The organism is Sphingobacterium sp. UBA5639 (genome assembly GCF_002421245.1).
Classification (GTDB): Bacteria; Bacteroidota; Bacteroidia; order Sphingobacteriales; family Sphingobacteriaceae; genus Sphingobacterium; species Sphingobacterium multivorum.
Map to the genome: position 1 here is coordinate 1 of NZ_DIJR01000001.1, position 17,270 is coordinate 17,270.

Annotated in this window: 17 protein-coding genes and 1 riboswitch; of the genes, 8 read left to right on the forward strand and 9 right to left on the reverse strand. The window is 40.3% G+C overall.

From position 1 onward, the window contains the following. Positions 1-247 precede the first annotated feature (247 nt). Genes B4Z90_RS00005 through B4Z90_RS00015 form a run of 3 tightly spaced genes read right to left on the reverse strand, consistent with a single transcriptional unit; the run spans position 248 to position 1,816 of the window. Positions 248-535 carry a hypothetical protein gene (locus B4Z90_RS00005; RefSeq protein ID WP_145331509.1) on the reverse strand — a complete coding sequence of 96 codons (288 nt, stop codon included), beginning with the start codon at positions 533-535 and terminating at the stop codon, positions 248-250. A 2-nt stretch (positions 536-537) separates the two neighbouring features. Next, on the reverse strand, positions 538-1,221 hold the full coding sequence (locus B4Z90_RS00010) for a hypothetical protein (protein WP_286801149.1): 684 nt from the start codon (positions 1,219-1,221) through the stop codon (positions 538-540). A gap of 19 nt (positions 1,222-1,240) precedes the next feature. Further along, a complete protein-coding gene (locus B4Z90_RS00015) occupies positions 1,241-1,816 on the reverse strand; it encodes a hypothetical protein (protein WP_159333228.1) in 576 nt (191 codons plus the stop codon). A gap of 616 nt (positions 1,817-2,432) precedes the next feature. Between B4Z90_RS00015 and B4Z90_RS00020 the strand changes: the two genes are divergently transcribed. The 4 genes from B4Z90_RS00020 (at position 2,433) to B4Z90_RS00035 (ending at position 9,572) form a co-directional block, all read left to right on the forward strand. Further along, positions 2,433-2,807: a hypothetical protein gene (locus B4Z90_RS00020; RefSeq protein WP_159333227.1), complete on the forward strand. Its 375-nt coding sequence runs from the start codon at positions 2,433-2,435 to the stop codon at positions 2,805-2,807. 152 nt (positions 2,808-2,959) lie between these two features. Then, positions 2,960-4,975, forward strand: a complete 2,016-nt coding sequence (locus tag B4Z90_RS00025; RefSeq protein WP_286801152.1) for a TlpA family protein disulfide reductase — start codon at positions 2,960-2,962, stop codon at positions 4,973-4,975. Positions 4,976-4,977: 2 nt separating this feature from the next. Next, positions 4,978-8,199 (forward strand): SusC/RagA family TonB-linked outer membrane protein, encoded by a 3,222-nt coding sequence (locus tag B4Z90_RS00030; RefSeq protein ID WP_070567077.1) that lies wholly within the window; start codon positions 4,978-4,980, stop codon positions 8,197-8,199. A gap of 11 nt (positions 8,200-8,210) precedes the next feature. Then, complete coding sequence (locus B4Z90_RS00035; protein WP_070567074.1) at positions 8,211-9,572, forward strand: RagB/SusD family nutrient uptake outer membrane protein; 1,362 nt, start codon at positions 8,211-8,213, stop codon at positions 9,570-9,572. A 76-nt stretch (positions 9,573-9,648) separates the two neighbouring features. On the opposite strand, the gene B4Z90_RS00040 is transcribed toward B4Z90_RS00035, so the two are convergent. The 4 genes from B4Z90_RS00040 to B4Z90_RS00055 form a co-directional block, all read right to left on the reverse strand. Then, positions 9,649-10,014, reverse strand: coding sequence for a hypothetical protein (locus B4Z90_RS00040; protein ID WP_139145023.1), 366 nt, complete (start codon positions 10,012-10,014; stop codon positions 9,649-9,651). Between the two features lie 26 nt (positions 10,015-10,040). Further along, entirely contained in the window at positions 10,041-10,802 is a 762-nt protein-coding gene (locus tag B4Z90_RS00045) for a MauE/DoxX family redox-associated membrane protein (RefSeq protein ID WP_139145022.1), read from the reverse strand. 382 nt (positions 10,803-11,184) lie between these two features. Next, positions 11,185-12,273 carry a hypothetical protein gene (locus tag B4Z90_RS00050; RefSeq protein WP_070567065.1) on the reverse strand — a complete coding sequence of 363 codons (1,089 nt, stop codon included), beginning with the start codon at positions 12,271-12,273 and terminating at the stop codon, positions 11,185-11,187. Then, on the reverse strand, positions 12,270-12,965 hold the full coding sequence (locus B4Z90_RS00055) for a hypothetical protein (protein WP_145329640.1): 696 nt from the start codon (positions 12,963-12,965) through the stop codon (positions 12,270-12,272). The genes B4Z90_RS00050 and B4Z90_RS00055 overlap by 4 nt, the downstream gene beginning before the upstream one ends. Before the next feature lie 316 nt (positions 12,966-13,281). Here B4Z90_RS00055 and B4Z90_RS00060 point away from each other — a divergent pair, with 316 nt between their 5' ends. Then, the gene (locus B4Z90_RS00060; RefSeq protein WP_070567060.1) at positions 13,282-14,310 is read left to right on the forward strand and encodes a hypothetical protein; all 1,029 of its coding nucleotides are present in this window, start codon (positions 13,282-13,284) and stop codon (positions 14,308-14,310) included. A gap of 31 nt (positions 14,311-14,341) precedes the next feature. After that, positions 14,342-14,650 carry a hypothetical protein gene (locus B4Z90_RS00065; RefSeq protein ID WP_070567057.1) on the forward strand — a complete coding sequence of 103 codons (309 nt, stop codon included), beginning with the start codon at positions 14,342-14,344 and terminating at the stop codon, positions 14,648-14,650. A gap of 16 nt (positions 14,651-14,666) precedes the next feature. On the opposite strand, the gene B4Z90_RS00070 is transcribed toward B4Z90_RS00065, so the two are convergent. Next, positions 14,667-15,293, reverse strand: a complete 627-nt coding sequence (locus tag B4Z90_RS00070; protein WP_115049991.1) for a DKNYY domain-containing protein — start codon at positions 15,291-15,293, stop codon at positions 14,667-14,669. Between the two features lie 163 nt (positions 15,294-15,456). On the opposite strand from B4Z90_RS00070, the gene B4Z90_RS00075 reads away from it, so the two are divergent. Continuing rightward, complete coding sequence (locus tag B4Z90_RS00075; protein WP_075993880.1) at positions 15,457-15,762, forward strand: hypothetical protein; 306 nt, start codon at positions 15,457-15,459, stop codon at positions 15,760-15,762. A gap of 30 nt (positions 15,763-15,792) precedes the next feature. On the opposite strand, the gene B4Z90_RS00080 is transcribed toward B4Z90_RS00075, so the two are convergent. Next, complete coding sequence (locus tag B4Z90_RS00080; RefSeq protein WP_070567048.1) at positions 15,793-16,056, reverse strand: 5-oxoprolinase; 264 nt, start codon at positions 16,054-16,056, stop codon at positions 15,793-15,795. Positions 16,057-16,123: 67 nt separating this feature from the next. Further along, a riboswitch (SAM-I-IV-variant riboswitch) is annotated at positions 16,124-16,217 on the reverse strand. A gap of 210 nt (positions 16,218-16,427) precedes the next feature. On the opposite strand from B4Z90_RS00080, the gene B4Z90_RS00085 reads away from it, so the two are divergent. Beyond that, positions 16,428-17,198, forward strand: coding sequence for a DUF3050 domain-containing protein (locus tag B4Z90_RS00085; protein ID WP_070567045.1), 771 nt, complete (start codon positions 16,428-16,430; stop codon positions 17,196-17,198). The last annotated feature ends 72 nt before the right edge of the window (positions 17,199-17,270 follow it).

A 17,270-nucleotide genomic window follows, 5' to 3' on the forward strand; every position in this document is an offset into this window, starting at 1 on the left:
GGTTATCTACTGATATAATCCTAAAGTTATCACCATCGTCCGAAAAAACAAGTTTTGATGCATTCATTAAAATATGAACGCTAATTGAAGACAAATATGATGGTATTACCACCAAAAGTGCGGAAGAACCAGCATGCTCCGGTATATGCAATCTTTTTAAGCATTCATTTCAATGTGGATGTCTAGAAAAATACAAATATTATATAATCACCTTCACAAAGCGGGCAGGAAGTTGTCATTTTATACGTCAGTTCTGTTGGTGGTTACCTACATAACTTATCTTCCATCTTGCCCCAGGTTTCTTTTGGTATGCACCACATACCTGAATATTAAGAACACCATCTCGGCATTGTCTAAGCATTTCTCGAAAATTGAACCCCGGTTTAGGTCCTTTTGTATTAGTTAGAATACTAGCATCAGATAAAGCTTGCGCACATTCATCTGCTGTTAGAAATGGTATGTTATTTTTCTTCATGTAAAGTTGAAGATAGTCTGATACATCTTGTACTTGTTGGTCTGTATAAATGAATTCCATTATTATTCAATATTTTTAATAATAGCTATTTTACTCATTCCATAAACAAACCTCCCATTCTCATTTTTCTTGTTCGTTAACTTAGGGGTTCCTTTTGTTCCATTGCAAGCTTTTAGCGCATTTGCAAGAAATAATGGGCGTACTGGAGACTCGAATTCTTTCTCACAATCTTTGAGAATCTGTAAGGCATTTTTAGGTTCGCTAAAATATCCTGAGGAGATTTGTTGTAATACCCATTCTTTAACTGATTGTTCTGTAACTATATTTGGGGATTCCAGTAATAAATCTTTTGGTTCAGCAGATAAGATAGCGACAAGTTCTATACTGCCATCTTTGAGGATTTTTTCAGCTTTATAAACAGCCAAGTCAGATTCACTCTTTGCTACAGATATTTGGATTGTAAATCCTGAGTTAGTGATATCGGGCACTATTTGCTCTATGCTACAATCGAAAATCTCACGAAATATATTATTAAATGGTATGGAGTAAATTAAGGTATGAGTGGGATCTTCAGCGTCACGAACATAAAAGTCGCGTTGACCCATGAGAAAAGAAAGCTCGAATTGACTATAACCTTTTTTCTTCCTCAAAAGAAATACATTTAGCATTTTTTCGACCTCTATTCGTGGCATGGCAGTAATATTAATTATTTCAAATTTGAGATCAACTAGCATAAAATTGGCCATTTCTTTCACCGCAAATATACTAATCCTTTTTTTGCTTACCGATAAGGATGTATGTATTAAAGTCGCCTTTAAGCACTACTTTGAGTCTTTTATTTTTACCTTTCACTGCATTTTCCAAAGGCTGAGTAAAATCTTGAGAAACCCAATTCTTGTTCTGAACTCTATTACACTCTTCAACAATTTCTTTTAACGTATGAGAAGTTTTAAAAAAATCTGTCGCTTCTATTACGGCATTTAAAGTAATAGTTGGGCCAGATCCAGGAGGAATAGCATCGACCTTTTTAGCTACTTTTTCGTTGCTTACTACTTCTGAAGGATATAAATCATAAATTGTATAATGATTTTTCCCTTTAAACTCTAGTTCTAAGCTAGGATTTTCACTGATAAATTTATTGATATAAAGTATTATATCTGATAAAACTTCGTCACTATAGCTTCCTTCATTCTGTTCATTTTCCATTGTCCCAATATAGTTGGAACTTTTTCCAATGCCTTTGGATAGCTGGCTAGCAGATAAATTGAAATGAATTCTTATACGTCTAACAGCATTAATACTGAAGAGTTGTATGGGAAAGATAAAAACTGATTTTGCCATTTTCCAAGTTGGTAAAGAAAAATATGTATCATGTTTATATGTAATAATTTGATTTTTTAAAACCACTTTACTATCTTTGTTTTATTAAAATATTAGATCAGTCATCTATAGTTTAGGTGTTTAAATCAAAGAGTCTTGTGCCTGTATTTTCTGACGCCACACCGCAAGACAGCAGATTAAACACCCATGTCTATACTTTTATGCTATATTTGCATAACAGATAGATGTGGGTACTGCTGTAAATCCGTGGTGTGTAAGGCGTCAGAAACTTTATTTCAGGTACGGTGTGCAGTCCCACATTTATCATTAGGCGACCTACCGACAAGACTCGTTACCAATAAAAGAGTTATGAACAAAAAGCAAAGAGCAAAAAACATCATCACTGCCCCCGAGTAGCTCGGCTGGTTTGGCCAAATAAGATTTGGCTTCTCTTGCCATGGAGTGCGTAACGCCAATATTATACACCTTGTGACCCCTCATTCAAACGCGCTCTGGCTTCCAGAATGAATTAATTATTACAAATGTGAACTGAGTGACATCAGGCTCCCAATAAAAAGCTGATTTCGATCGGAGAGGGGATGCTATGTACTTTCGGTTACAGATGATTTACTGAAAAATGAAAAGGATTTTAGCGCTACAATTTGCTTTTGACTGGATGATTTATGATGTTCATAAGGTCGATTACAACCCTATAAAGGAGATTGAAGCATTCTGGAATCACTATGCGCTAGAGACTGTTTCTGCTAATATACTGCAACTATTGAGCACGTATCTTGATGGTGGCTCAGGAGAGAATAGGCTCCTGAAAGATGAGGAAATGCAGGAATTTGCAACTGCATTGTATCGCGTATTGATCGCCTACAATGTCGCCAATTATCGCCATATAGACCTGCGTAAAATGCAGCTGTCAGCAGAAGCTGAAGAGCGCATCGGAAAAGATCTAGAATTGAGCAAGAAAGTCGCTGAGTTTTTCAGTAGGTTATCGAAATAACCGCCAACAAAAAAATTATGAATATCCTACAATTACTAGCCTTTTTTAAGGGCTATATAACTTATATATTTCAAATACCTGTGAAGCACTACTTAAGCACAGATATAGTACTAATTACGCAAAATTTGCGTAAGAAAATTAGACAAGGAAAAATGTACTTTAAAGGTACTTCGATCCTGCTAAAAAAGCGCTGTAAAATTAGCGCTCAAAACCGAATAAAAAAAGCAGATTCTTCGAGCAGCCTTCGGGTTTTGTTTGAGGATCATTCGACACTGCGTCGTACCAACGTCGCCTCTTCTTCGGGAACGATTCGACTGTTGTTCGACTGCGCTTCGGGTACGAGTCGAAGCGTAGTCGAAGGCCTGCCGAAGCCCAGTCGAAGCGGTGCCGAACATGTCTCGAACATGTCCCGAAGAAGTCTCGAAGCTGAGCCGAAGGCTACCCGACAAAGGGGAGAGGTATCACCTTCTTCGGACTTTCGCCTGATCAACTTCGCCCCAGCTTCTGCCTTTCATGCTATCGGCATCGAGTTTTCATCGGGATCTCATCGGGCTACACCGATAAAAACCCGATGCGGACTCGATGAAAATCCGATGAAATCTAAAAATTCGGCTGGAATTGCTCAAAAGATGGTCGAAGATTTTCAGCAGGTCGGAAATGCTAGATTGACTTATGAAGTAAAATCTGAACGATCTGTTTTAAGGTGTTTTAATTCGATCTGTGGGGTCTTAATGTATCGAGCTAATACTTTGCTTGTTTTGATGTATTTTGTTGCTCTGCGGGTTTTAAAATGCTTTTCATTTACTGAAGGTTATAAGTGCGCATATCGCATGGTCTTGAAGAACATAAGAGCTCTTGCCGCATTAGCTCTTATGTTTCATATGTTTAGTTTATCGGCTCAGACGCCCCGCAAGGACAGCGGGGCCGATGGGCTATCCGAGATCAAAGCGCTTGCAATAGGGGATACCATTCCTGAGAGCTTGTGGAATCTCGAAATGCCTGTTTTTAACGATAGCAAAGGTCGGTCAACAATTTCTCTTAGTGATTATAAAGATAATAAACTGATTATTGTAGATTTTTGGGCTACTTGGTGTACCAATTGCCTCGAAAGCTTTCCTAAATTGGATCAGTTGAAGGCCACTTTCAAAAGCGATTTTGACGTGCTGCTGGTCAACTGCAAACGAACGCGCGACGATCAGGCACGAATAGACAAGGTGCTCAAAAAATATAAAGATTCTTATCAGCTCAATGTTCAGTTTCCGTATCTCATCGGAGATACTGTATTCATTGCTCTATTTCCGCATCGTGGGATACCGCATGTCGTGTGGATCGGAAACGACCGTGTCGTCAAAGCAATTACGTACACAACCGAGCTTCAGGAGTCCAATGTCCGCCAGATTTTGGATGGCACGAAAGCGAATTTCTATATGAAGGACGATTTTAAGTATAAAGTCCAAGATAGTGTATCTACGGATACGCTCAAATTATTCTCCTCTTACCTGAGCAAACGTAGAGAGGGGATTCGGGAAATGGGGGTGCAGATAAAGGAAAGGGGGAAGGAAAAGGAATTTACATTTCTTAATACATCAGTGGCCATACGCATTTATGAATATCTCAGCGAATCAGGACATCGTATAGACCGTAACCTCTGGGTATTTGATAACAATGTGGGGAAAGAAATCCGTAGGAAACTCAAGACTCCTCAGCGCTACATGGATGAATATTGCTACTTTTTGCGTTACCCAAAGGATCGCTTAGATTTTGACCCGTACCGGAAAATGATCCATGATATTCAGGACAATTTTGGCGTCAGATGGGAAATCAGGAAAGAAGTGATCGACGTGTTGCGTATTGACTCTACGCCTAAAGTCTCACAATTCAAAACGAAGGGCCAAATACCTCTTGAAGCGCTTGATGCCTTGAATAACAAGAAGTTTTTTCAGAATTTGCCGCTCCGCAATAGCTTTCATGTGCTCTCTTGGTTGTTGAATAAACCTGTCTTGCTTGGCAATATTGAAACGATAAATGTCGATTTCGATCTACCGACAGATTTATTGGATTATACAGATGCACAGCTTTTGCAGTTGTTAGAGCAGCTTGGTGCAAAGATCACCATAGTGCCGCAGGAAGTGGAATATGTCTATTTCTCAGCAGATAGGGGGATATAGGCATGAAAACATTTTTATTAATGCTGTTATTCCTGATCATTTCAGGGGTAGCAAACTTCGCTATTGGACAGGATCTTATGTCTAAGATAGCGGGTAGGGTAATCAATAGCGAAAATAAAAAGCCTATTGAAGCTGCCTCGATTATCATTTTACGGGGCAATAGCAAAACAAAATCCGACCATGAAGGTCGGTTTTTGATCAGTGCAAATCATGGTGACAGTGTATTGGTTAGCCACATTGGCTATCATACGAAAACAATTTTATATAGATCTGGAACTTCAAGCCTGACGGTTATGTTGGTGCCTGTAGCTAATGTATTGGATGAAGTGATGGTCAGCTCAGGCTACCAGCAACTCCGTCCCAACGAAATGACAGGCTCTTTTCAGGTCTTGGATAAAAAGACACTTGACCAACAGGTGGGGATTAACATTCTTGACCGACTGAATAATCTGACCCCAGGATTCCGAAAGGGGACGTTCGAATTTCAGCCGAACCGCAATGAAAGGCTTAATATCTCGATTCGGGGACTTAGCACCATTGAGGCTTCTAAAGACCCCTTGATCGTACTTGATGGCTTTATTTATGAAGGAGATATCGATAACATCGATCCCAATAGTATTGCTTCTGTTACTGTGCTCAAGGATGCCGCAGCCACGTCAATATGGGGTGCCCGTGCGGGTAATGGTGTCATTGTACTAACCAGTATCAATGCTGCCAATAAATCGCAAAAGACAAGTGTCAGTATTTCGCATACCATCACGACTAAACGGATAACGGATTATAATAAGTTATATCAGCCAGCTAATTTGGACTATATCCAGGCCGAACAGGAGCTTTTCAATGCGGGCTACTATGACGGGAAGATCGAGCAGAGTCCATACCTCGCCCTAACGCCTGCAGCTGAAATTTTTCTGGCCCGTCGCAAGGGGCTGATTTCGGCGCAGGACTCTACAGTGATGATTGCCAAACTACTGACAATGGATGGTAAAGCTGCTTATAGGAATGCTTTTCTAAAGACTCCATTTTTACAGCAGTCTTTTGCAAATATCTCGGGGGCTTCTGACCTAATACGATATAATTTTGGGGTCGGCAATACGCTGGATCTTTCCGAAAATAAGGCTAAAGACAATAAGATCAATCTTTATCTGAACAATTCATTTCACTGGAATGATAAATTTGAGCTGAATCTCAACGTAAATTTCCTCACGCAGAAGCAGCGCAGCGGCACACCCGCATTTGACCTATTTAAATACGGCGGAAAGTATGTGCCATTTTTCGAATTTAGGAATGCTGAGGGTGAAGCATTGCCTTTTAATACAGGGTATCGAGGCAATTACCTCGATCAACTTTATGGGGACAAGCTGCTGGACTGGAATTATTATCCATTGCATGACTATGAGCTTGATCGCACGACAACACGGAAAAATGAACTGTATGCTATTGTGCAGGCTAAATATAATATAAGGCCTTATCTGTCAGCGAATCTATCTTACCAATATCAGACCCAGCGTAAAGCAACGGAAAGGATCGCACAGGTAGATAGTTATTATGCTCGGAATTTGATTAATATTTTTTCAAGTATTGACCCACAGTCGGGCTCGGTCGCACATCCGGTTCCTATGGGTGGAATCTATGACCTTAACAATGGGGATGTCAGTTCGTATACATGGAGGGGGCAGCTCAATTTTGACCGATCGTTCGGAGTTCATCATATCAATGCGATTTTAGGAGCTGAAATAAGAGAAGTATTATCAAAAGGTGCAACAAGTATTTCCTATGGTTATAGCGCTGATCCGATACGTACGAAAGTAGTAGATTACGCCAACTTTTATCCGACACTGCCTGCTGGAGGATTTTCCTCCATCCAGGGAAATGTTTCTCTGATGAAATCCGTGAATCGTTTTGTATCTCACTATGCAAATGTGGCCTATTTATATAAACAGCGCTATGGGCTCTCCGCCAGTATTCGTAAGGATGGAGCCAATGTTTTTGGTGTAAATACCAATGATAAGTATAATCCTTTCTGGTCAGTGGGTGCGAGCTGGCAGCTGAGCAAGGAAAAGTTTGCTGACTGGAAAGCGGTGAATGATCTGCAGCTCAGAGCTACTTATGGCTACAGTGGTAATATCGATCCTTCGCGAACACCCCTTCCTGTCACTGAAACAACCAGCGGACGGTATACCAATTATCCTGCTTTTGTGATCAGTACGTTGAATGATCCATCGTTGAGATGGGAAAAGGTGCGGACATTAAATTTGGGATTGCGGTTTGGACTGTTTAAAAGTAGAATAACGGGAAGCTTTGATTATTATGTGAAAAAGAGCACAGACCTCTATGGCAATTCATTGATCGATTACACCGTGTTTGGAAAGGCCAATACCACCGTGAAAAATAATGCGTCGATAAGAAGCCAGGGTGCGGAGTTGAACTTGACTGCCGAAGCGATCAGGACTCCGAATTTCAGCTGGCGGCCTGCCGTGCTTTTAAGCTTGAACAAAAATAAAGTGCTGGAATATTACAATAGGCAGTTTGGTCTGATCAATTTAGTGGGAAATGGCGCTAGTATTATACCAATAGTTGGTAGACCGCTCAATTCCATCGCTGCATTTAATTGGGGTGGCCTGAACGAACACGGCGATCCACAAGGGTTCTTGGTGGGTGAGCTGTCGACCGATTATCAAAAAATCAGAAATTCAACAGTAGGGGAAATAGGCGATAGTCAGACAATTGTATTTGTAGGCTCTTCTGTCCCACAGTTATTTGGAAATTTGATCAATACGTTTTCCTATAGGAATTTTGAACTATCATTTAACCTTTCCTTTAAAGCGAATTATTATTTCCGTAAGGAAGCAACCAACAGTGGCAACTTCTATACATATGGTAAAGCGTATTCAGATTACGATAGGAGATGGCAGTCTGCAGGGGACGAAAAATACACACAGGTGCCTCGGGTAAAGTATCCCATTGATGCCAATCGCGATGCTTTTTATCAGGGAAGCACAGTTAATGTGCTGAAAGGCGATCATGCTCGTTTGGAATATGTCAATCTCTCGTGGCGGAATCTGTGGCAGTTGGGCAGTAAAAAGTTAAATACCCGCTTGTTTCTCAATGCCAGTAATTTGGGATTGATCTGGAAAAGTAATAAAGAAGATGTTGATCCTGATTTTTCTGGGCGGTTAACACCTAATCCTACTTATTCCCTAGGGCTTAATGTCAATTTTTAAATAAAAAAATCATGAATATAAATGATAACCTAATCAAGATGTTGGCCGTTTTGCCGCTCTTGTTTTCTTTAATGTCATGTAGTAAGTTTTTAGAAGAGAAATCAAACTTTTCGCTTCAAAGTCCAAATACACTTGAAAGCCTACAAGGAATTTTGGATAATTCGATTGATATGAACATGAATGTTCCTGTGTTTGGTGATATTCATTCGGATGACTATTTCTTTACTGAAAAGGAATTTAATGCGGTGGATGATCAGTCCCGAGGATTTTATACTTGGGTAGGTTTTCCCTACAATTATCCCGATGATTGGGCGTTGATGTACGTCCCTGTTTATCAGGTTAACGTGGTGCTGGATGCATTGCCAAAGATTGAAGGGGTAAAAAGTGAAAAAGATAGGATAAAAGGAGCTGCACTGTTTTTTCGGGCTTATCAGTATCTGCAGGGAATGTGGATATTTGCCAAGCCCTGGGATCCGCAAACCTCAGATACTGATTTGGGAATTGTGTTGCGGCTGACCTCGGACCAGTCGGTACCTTCGAAACGCAGTACGGTATCAGCCTGTTACCGCCAGGTCATCGGGGATTTGGTAACAGCGGCAGGATTACTTCCTGATCTCGCTGAATCGCCTATGCGCCCCTCAAAAATAGCCTGCTATGGGGCATTGAGCAGAACTTATCTCTCTATTGGAAAGTACGATAGCGCATTTTATTATGCGGATAAGGTCTTAAAAGTTAAGAAAGACTTAATAGACTATAACGACTTTTCTTCCTCAGACCTATTGAAGCCTTATCCTTTATCTCGTTTGAATAAAGAGACGGTTTTTTATGCCCAGTTGACAACGTCGTATCCGAACCTCCATCCGAGTTATGGTCTGGTGGATACGATGCTGTATGCAAGTTATGCGGATAATGATATTCGGAAAATGCTGTTTTTTAAAGTTAGAAATGGGTACCGTAGTTTTAAAGGTAATTATACATCAGCTTTTAACCTATTCGGAGGTATGGCTACTGATGAGATGCTCTTGATACGGGCAGAGACCAGTATCCGACTGGGAAACGTCGAAAGTGGTTTGGATGACCTGAATACCTTACTGATGAAGCGAATTAAAAAGGGGAATTTCATCCCATACGTTGGATTTAATAAAGAGGACGCCCTCAAGTTGATAAAAAAAGAGCGGCGTAAAGAGCTGCTCATGCGTGGATTGCGATGGATGGATATAAAGCGTTACAACAAATATGATGGCGATAATATTAAGTTGATGCGGTATATAAGTGGAACCGAGTATGAGTTGGCACCGAATTCAAATCGATATGCTTTACCCTTGCCGACAGATATTATTCTTCTGACTGGGATGGAACAGAATCCCTTATAACATTTAATCGAATGCCCCGGAAGTTATCCCGGGGCATTCTTGCAGTATAAACATAGTTAAAACTGCATTTCCAAGCCTATAACTTATTAATTGGAGATATAGGTTGGCTACTAGGATTACTTGCCGCCGTATTTTTTGACGGAATGAATTGCGAACCAACTGCATTCGCATTCAGTGTAATCCTGCTCGGATTTAAAGAACGAGAACCAGGGGTACCCGTAAGATCAGAAGCGTCAGCCTCCATGGCGCATGCTGCATTATTTCCAGACCCGCAGTCTTCATCATTTGGCGTTTCGGTCCAAAGTGATTGATTTTGCACATCTGACGAAGAACTGGTGCTTCCATGGAAGTAGATAGTCACAGGATCTAATTTTTTTCCTGCATAAGCCTCAGCACCTTTAAATGCTGAGAATCCGATAATCATGGCTCCTCCTAATATCATGTAGCCATAATTGTTTAAAAATTTGGTTAGCATGTAGCTACCCTCCTTTCTGTCTTGCAAACCAATAATTGTTGAATAAGGTTGTTGGTCTGCAAACTTTTGGTAAATAATTGTCGGTACGGTCCTGTGTACCGATCGTATTTGGATGCCAGCAAACTTTTTATATTGCTGCTGGCGGTATTGGGGTCCCAGTAGTCGTAAATGCTGTCCGGTGTGTACCACATATCTTTTGACTTTGTGTAGTGGATATTCCAGTAGCTGATGGCTCCCATTGCCGGAAAGCCTACCAGGAATAATGCGATTGTTGTTCTGCCCGTCACAGTACGCTTGCTACATTTGATCACTGTACGGTGCAATAGCAATCCAATTATTGATAGGCCTAGGATAATGAGATTAAAGATCAAATGTGTTGTCCAGGAAATATTGCTGAGAAAGCTGGTACACATACAGGGTTTCTTGTCGTATACATGTAATACCCCCAGACCGATATAGATGCTAAAAACGATAATCAATAAGGTCGAAACTTTCCACCCCCAGGCAACTAGGCGTTGCGATGGCATGGCCAGCAATACGCCAACGCCGATTTCCATAAACGGAAGCAGCAAAAAAAGCACGGGAGCCAGATAACTGATTACCGGTTGCTGTTCAAGGGCAATCTTGAATGCCTCTAGCTGCCAGAGTTTTTCCATCCCCACATAGACCCAAAAAAGCACCATCGCTGCCCGAATGATCTTGTATATCATGTCTCTGGTTTTATTCCCTTCCATAACTTTAATTATTTGTATCATGGTATTTATTTTTTCTTGTCCTCGTTTTATTATTTTTCGCCGTTTCAAAAACAGGGCGCCGTACCTGCCCCTCCATATACGGTACAGCGGCCTGCCTGAGCGTCAGCTTCTACTTTCTCGTACGCTGTAAAACAAAGGTAGTATGGAAAATAGGCCGGCGCAGGTGTAGCGAAATGGTTAATTTGGAAAGTGCACCTGCCTCTATTGGATTTAAATAACGACTGGGATGTAATGAAGATGTAGTATGCGAAAAAAAGATCCGCAGAGGATTCTTGGTAAAACGGTCAGTTTTCGCATAATTAGGACTGTTTTTGATGGGTAGAATGAACACGTTTAGGAGGTGTAGCGGTGGCATACCCCCTGTTTTTTAAATTTTTATGTTTTATTTATTTAATTCAGGAAACTGTCTATTCAGTTCGTCAAGCATCGTATTCAATACCTTGCGGATACGGAGCGCTGTATGAAATTCGGCACTTTTGTCCATTCGGATCAGGCTATGTGCCGAAAGTAAGGTGCCTTCCCGCGTTTTGACAAGCCTGGAAAATACTTCGGCAACTTCTTTTTTCTCCGAAGACCACATAATATTCGCTTTGACAATTATATGCATCCAAAGTTTGAGCTCTTTGCCATTAAAATTGCTTTGAATAAATTGTTGGGGATAATCCTGCATTGTTGCTGATGGAGAGATTTTTTCATCCTCCATGTACCCGCGCATCAACTTGAGCAAGCTCCTACGGTTGCTATCATATGCAAAGTCCGGGATACAGGAGAAGTGTTTGGGGAAGCGTAACAAGGCATCCATAAAGGATGGGTCTGAATTGTAAAGTTCTTTCCAGCGATTGAAGAAGCCCATGTGGTTAAAATTGAAATTGACCATCAGAATCAAAAAGCGGTAATGCCAGTTTTTACTCTGGCGCTTGTCTTCAGCCAATTGGCAAAGTGATTCGATCATTTTGGTTAGGTAGTCCTGATGTCGGTATTGAATATAGGGAATCTTGCCATTTTCAAATAGGCTGTCCATACCCGAAAGGATCTCGGTGAGATAGGCTTTAGGTATGCTTTTCTGAGCCAACTTATCCAGAATATAGGGCATATGTTCGTATACATATTCATGCAGCCTCAGATAATAATGCTCTGGCAGCGGCGTACAGGGATCAATATCTTTTTTAAAGAGCTGTTCGATTCGCTCAAGTAATTCTTCTAAGGCAAATAGCGCTGCAGAACTCACAATTTTACGCACGTTACAGAAGCTATACAACAAAGAGTGTAGCCGCAACAATTGAGTATGGTAGATTTGGATAGCCTGACGTGCATTATTTACCTGAATAATCTCCCGATGGGCTTGTAGTGCCAATGCAAAATTAGTATTGCAGGCCTCGGTGATCTCACCCAAATGGTTTGGAATATCTTTGTTATCAAGATAAACCAAGGCTTCTATGAGCGTTGTCAGCTTCTGTAAACTTACGATCATCTATACCTCCTTTTGATATCCTTATGGTACCATGGCCAGCCAAATCTCCCGGGATGCATCTGAAGTATGAGTGAATCTCCTTCATTGGTCTGTTCATGTAGTTGGGGATTGACATTAATCGAAACTTTTTCTTCCTCACCTTCATAATTGAACGAAAACCATAGTTCGTATAGGTCACAGCAAGCAGGGCATTTCTGGATAACAATGGCGGGTATGCGTACAGCTTTTGCATTTGGGATATGCTGGCAATTAGCCATGATCAGCAGCATACGGATATACCAGGTACATGCAATGATCATGATGGGAAATTGGATCCCATAAAGTTTGAAAAGGTCTGTCTTTCTCCAGAAAAACAGATGTGCCATTGCGCAGATGATAAAGGCTGTCGGTATGCCCTTTTTTACAGCTGTCCAAAAGGGTTGTGAGCTGATCAGCAGCTGGTAGGGAAGGCGGTCAAATAGTGCTATGCTGCTGACCTGAATACAGACAAAAAAGATAACGAAAAGCTGCATGACGCGTTCTTGGCCACGCATTTCCAGAAATGGGATAAGAATGATCATTGCCCCGATGCTATAGACGCGCTCGCTATGTGACCGGGCCCAGAAAATCCCATATAAGGTAATCAGTACAGCAATTGCAATAAATACATAATTGCGGCTAAATAGCAGTCTAAATTTCTTTATCGTCCTCATGATTTATGGTTTAATAATCAGTGAAGTTTTACGCTATAAATTTACCCACTATAGCATGAAATTTCAGTGAATATCCCAACCATTTCAATGAAGGTCAATTTTTTACAATGAGGGCTAATTTCTTGACAGCGAAATAGGATTTTCTAGCAACAAAGAATTAAATTTTTCATCCAGCAGGGGAATTATTTGAACCGTAAAACGATGCAAAAGCATTGATTTAAGTTAGTTGGACATCGTTTAATAAATAATTGGCTAAATTTATATAACAAAAATAAGTATGTAAATTTTAATAGCGTTATTAAAATGTCGTCTGTACATGAAAAGTTTTAGCAAAAATAGATATCAGGATAATAGAACATTGACGGTGCAGTATCCCGATGGGATCTGGCAGTTGATTGCATCTTTCATTTTTGGAGGATTCTGTTGGTATCTGGGCTATCGGGGCGCCTTGGCGGAATGGCTTTTAGACTGGCCGGTAACCTATAGCTATCTATTTTTTGTATTGATGGTAGCGATTATTTTCTTTTATATACGATTGGTTATCGTAATATTAGACAAAAAGCAGAACTGGCTGGTTAACCCCGAAAAACGCGCCGGTATGCAATTATTTTTTTGCTGCATACTTCCGACGCTTTTATTGTTCTGGATCATTGGCCCCGATCCACAGGCGAAGGATGAATGGCTGCTGTTTCCTTTAATGGTCATATTTAGCGGTATTCTGGTCCTGAACATGTCCTATACAGTTTATTTCTACGTCGCTGTTTACCACAGGCAAAAAATATTGATTTTAGAACAGAAAGAAACTATCCTGCAGCAGGAATCAAGAACGATAGATCTCCAGGAGCAGATTGAGCTGCTTTCTCCGGGCATCGAAGAGCTGAAAGAGATCCTGGAAACAGCAGGGGAAGATAGAGATGTGGATGCAATGGATGAAATAGACTTAGCTCTGTTAAGATCCATGGATCTGGAACAGGAAGTATTCCTGCTCAATAATAAAATCTTGTCCCAAAAGATATCCTATAAGGATATCGGGATTTTTACTTATAAAAATGGTATAGTCAGCCTTTATTTAAGAACTGCGATGGACGAAAATCTGACTTGTGGCGAGCAGCGCAGCTTAAAGGAAGTTGTCAATAGCACGAAGGGATTTGTACAAAAGATAGACCGGGATAAGGCTATACCTTTGGATATGATCCAAGCTTGCCTGCAACTGAAACGGGGCCGATTGCGTATCCTGCTCAAAATCCCTTTTGAGGGAAGGTATAATTTTGAGGTATCCGATAAAATTGCAAAACATATCAGAGAATGGGTCATGATGCAGGTGCCAATAGAAAAGGAGCAATAAAATTGAATAGATGAACTTTAATAGATAGATTATGGAAAAAGTAAGGGACAATACCTGGAAATGCCGAGCTACTGGTAAAGTTGGATTTCCTTCTTTAATTGAGGCGCAATGGGCAATGCTTCACTTTAAGTTCAGATCCCGGATGAAAAACAAACTGGATGGTAAACGTATCAAACACAGGATGGGTAAAGATGCCTGCAAAAGGGCTTATTATTGTAAGTTCTGTAAAGGTTACCATATTACCACTTGGGAAAAAGGTCACTTTAATAATTACAAGACCAAAGCCGAATCCTGGGAGATACCGAAAGGATTAGGAAATTGGAATTATTCAATAGAATAATCCCGTGGTCTATTTTCTATTCTAATTTTTTTCCTCTATAATATTCATTCCAGCTATCCTTCGCATAACCTTTGCCCAGATATTTAAATGTAAAAGCAGTTGCATCTTTTATCTCCTGACCAAAATAATAGACTTTCCAGCTATCTTTGCTGTATCCATCACCGAGAAGAACAAAGCTTTGGTCGGATACATCTTTTAGTCGATTGCCTCTATAATAGACATTCCAACTGTCTTTGGCATATCCTTCATCCAGTATTTTAAAGCTGGGCGCAGAGACATCTTTAATCTTAACGCCACGATAATAGGCATTCCAACTATCTTTGGCATATCCCCAACCAAGTGATTGGAAAGAATGTGGCGATACATCTTTAATCTTAACGCCACGATAATAGGCATTCCAGTTGTCTATTGCATAAGCATTGCCGAGGTCTTTGAAAGATCGTGCATCGACACCTTCGACCATCTTATCCCTGTAGAAGATCCGGTTGCCTATGTTGACATAATCGTTTTCTCTGTCATGTCGAAACGTCGTCTGAGACGTAGATCTTTTATTGTGACGACCTTGTTGAGCAATACTTTTCTCCAATATACATAGCAATGCAAAGGAAATAACAAGCATATTTTTTAAGTGGATAAAGGCCATAATGTATCTGTTTTATAATATGATATTTATATTGAATCCCTCCTTTATGACCAAGATAATTCACCGAAGGTTTAATCATTTTATCATTTTATTTCTCGTTATCCTTATCCGTTTCAAATGCAACTATTTTGGAATCCAAATATTTTTTTGTATATTGCTGGTTATGAGTTTTAAAGAAAAATTAGAGAACTGGCGCACGTCAATCAATCGCGCCGGTAGTGGTGAGGAATTGTATATTTTGCTTTTGAACTATAAAAGGTTTATCAACAAAAATTGGGTGGACGATTTTGGCGATCCGGGCAACTGGAAATCGGAATTAAATCAGGTCATCAGCAAAGTAAGAAACAAGGTGGATGTAGCAGATATCAGAGCCTGCCAAGATTTATCGTCCTATCAGGACGATGCCCGGCAGACCGCACATTCACTCAATCATACGTTAAAATATCATCACTCATTGACAAAAGGGTAGGCTAGGCCTACCTTTTTTTGCCGATAACGATTACTGTAAAGGAATCAGGACATTCTGTTCCAAGCGTACAGGGACATGCTTCACCGAGGTAAAACCGTCTTCCTTGGAAATGATGTTGGAAAGATCCAATCCTCTTTTGGAGAACGTACTGATCAAAGCTGTTCTAAAGGTTGCCTTGGCTGAACCCCAGCCTTGTCCCAAAATGGTGTCATTGTTGAGCTGTATCAGTTCATCTGTTGAGTAATAACTGAATTTTTCCAGTAAGTGTTGGTAAAGATTTGTTGTAGTAGCCATACAATTTAAAAATTTAAAGGATTAAACCATAAACTGTATCCAGATCTTGTTGGGGAAAATAATCGTTCAGCGACGTTTATTTTGGTCGAAACCCGTATTAATTTACCACCGCGGTGCCTGCACTCGGTTGGTATTGCATCATGCAATTCTGAATACTCTACAAATATAGTAGATTATTTTTTATAATAAAAAATATTTTTGTTTTTAAGGGTAAATGGGCGTTAGCAACAGGAATACGGAGGTCAAAAGCGAGGCGCGTGGTTGGCTGTGATTTGGTTATGAAGCGGATAGCTGGGCGAAAAATTTATCATGTTACTGTAATCTCATCGAAAATACTTTTAAAAATAGAGATAAGACAATACTTTTGCGCCATGAATAGAATTGCGGAAATTAACGAATACATTGCTGCCGAACGCGAGGTATTATTGCAACACCCTTTATATCGTAAGATCAAAACGATCAAGAATCTACGTTCTTTTACAGAAGGGCATGTGTACGCTGTATGGGATTTTATGTCTTTACTAAAAGCTTTACAGATTAAATTGACCTGTACGACTTTACCTTGGTTTGCGAGTGAGCATCCATCAACACGCTATCTAATCAACGAAATTGTATTGGCTGAGGAGTCGGATGAATACATTGATGGCCGCCGTTTGAGCCATTTTGAGATGTATCTGGACGCCATGGATGCCATGGGTGCCGACCTTCATCTGGTCAACAAATTTATTGCTCAAGCCAAAAAATCGAGCAACATATTCGATGTCATTGCAACGACCACATTGGACAAGCGGATCAAAGACTTTTTGAATTTTACATTCGAAGTGATTGCTGAGGGCGAGGTGCATAAAATTGCTGCAGCATTTACATTTGGACGCGAAGATCTTATCCCGGGAATGTTTACCTCTATTTTGGAAGAAATTAAAACAAACTTTCCTACAGCCAATCTGGATAGCTTTATTTATTATTTTCAACGCCATATTGATCTTGACGGCGACGAGCATGGACCGTTGGCGATGCAGATGATCACAGATCTTGCGAAGGACGATGAGGTTAAATGGACGGAAATGAAAGAGATCAGTAAAGTTGCGCTACAAAAGAGAATCCAGTTGTGGAATGCAATAGAAGATTCCTTATACGGATAATCTATTATTATACCGTCGAGAAAGGCCTTTCAAATCATGATTTGAAAGGCCTTTTTTATGTGCTGTAAAAAA

Bases quoted from the DNA above. Each gene is read 5' to 3' on its own strand.
- B4Z90_RS00080 (WP_070567048.1), bottom strand. From the start codon at position 16,056: ATGGCTACTACAACAAATCTTTACCAACACTTACTGGAAAAATTCAGT.
- B4Z90_RS00005 (WP_145331509.1), bottom strand. From the start codon at position 535: ATGGAATTCATTTATACAGACCAACAAGTACAAGATGTATCAGACTAT.
- B4Z90_RS00060 (WP_070567060.1), top strand. From the start codon at position 13,282: ATGAAAAGTTTTAGCAAAAATAGATATCAGGATAATAGAACATTGACG.
- B4Z90_RS00030 (WP_070567077.1), top strand. From the start codon at position 4,978: ATGAAAACATTTTTATTAATGCTGTTATTCCTGATCATTTCAGGGGTA.
- B4Z90_RS00015 (WP_159333228.1), bottom strand. From the start codon at position 1,816: ATGGCAAAATCAGTTTTTATCTTTCCCATACAACTCTTCAGTATTAAT.
- B4Z90_RS00075 (WP_075993880.1), top strand. From the start codon at position 15,457: ATGAGTTTTAAAGAAAAATTAGAGAACTGGCGCACGTCAATCAATCGC.
- B4Z90_RS00040 (WP_139145023.1), bottom strand. From the start codon at position 10,014: ATGATATTAGGAGGAGCCATGATTATCGGATTCTCAGCATTTAAAGGT.
- B4Z90_RS00045 (WP_139145022.1), bottom strand. From the start codon at position 10,802: ATGATACAAATAATTAAAGTTATGGAAGGGAATAAAACCAGAGACATG.
- B4Z90_RS00065 (WP_070567057.1), top strand. From the start codon at position 14,342: ATGGAAAAAGTAAGGGACAATACCTGGAAATGCCGAGCTACTGGTAAA.
- B4Z90_RS00050 (WP_070567065.1), bottom strand. From the start codon at position 12,273: ATGATCGTAAGTTTACAGAAGCTGACAACGCTCATAGAAGCCTTGGTT.
- B4Z90_RS00035 (WP_070567074.1), top strand. From the start codon at position 8,211: ATGAATATAAATGATAACCTAATCAAGATGTTGGCCGTTTTGCCGCTC.
- B4Z90_RS00025 (WP_286801152.1), top strand. From the start codon at position 2,960: ATGTACTTTAAAGGTACTTCGATCCTGCTAAAAAAGCGCTGTAAAATT.
- B4Z90_RS00020 (WP_159333227.1), top strand. From the start codon at position 2,433: ATGAAAAGGATTTTAGCGCTACAATTTGCTTTTGACTGGATGATTTAT.
- B4Z90_RS00070 (WP_115049991.1), bottom strand. From the start codon at position 15,293: ATGGCCTTTATCCACTTAAAAAATATGCTTGTTATTTCCTTTGCATTG.
- B4Z90_RS00085 (WP_070567045.1), top strand. From the start codon at position 16,428: ATGAATAGAATTGCGGAAATTAACGAATACATTGCTGCCGAACGCGAG.
- B4Z90_RS00055 (WP_145329640.1), bottom strand. From the start codon at position 12,965: ATGAGGACGATAAAGAAATTTAGACTGCTATTTAGCCGCAATTATGTA.
- B4Z90_RS00010 (WP_286801149.1), bottom strand. From the start codon at position 1,221: ATGGCCAATTTTATGCTAGTTGATCTCAAATTTGAAATAATTAATATT.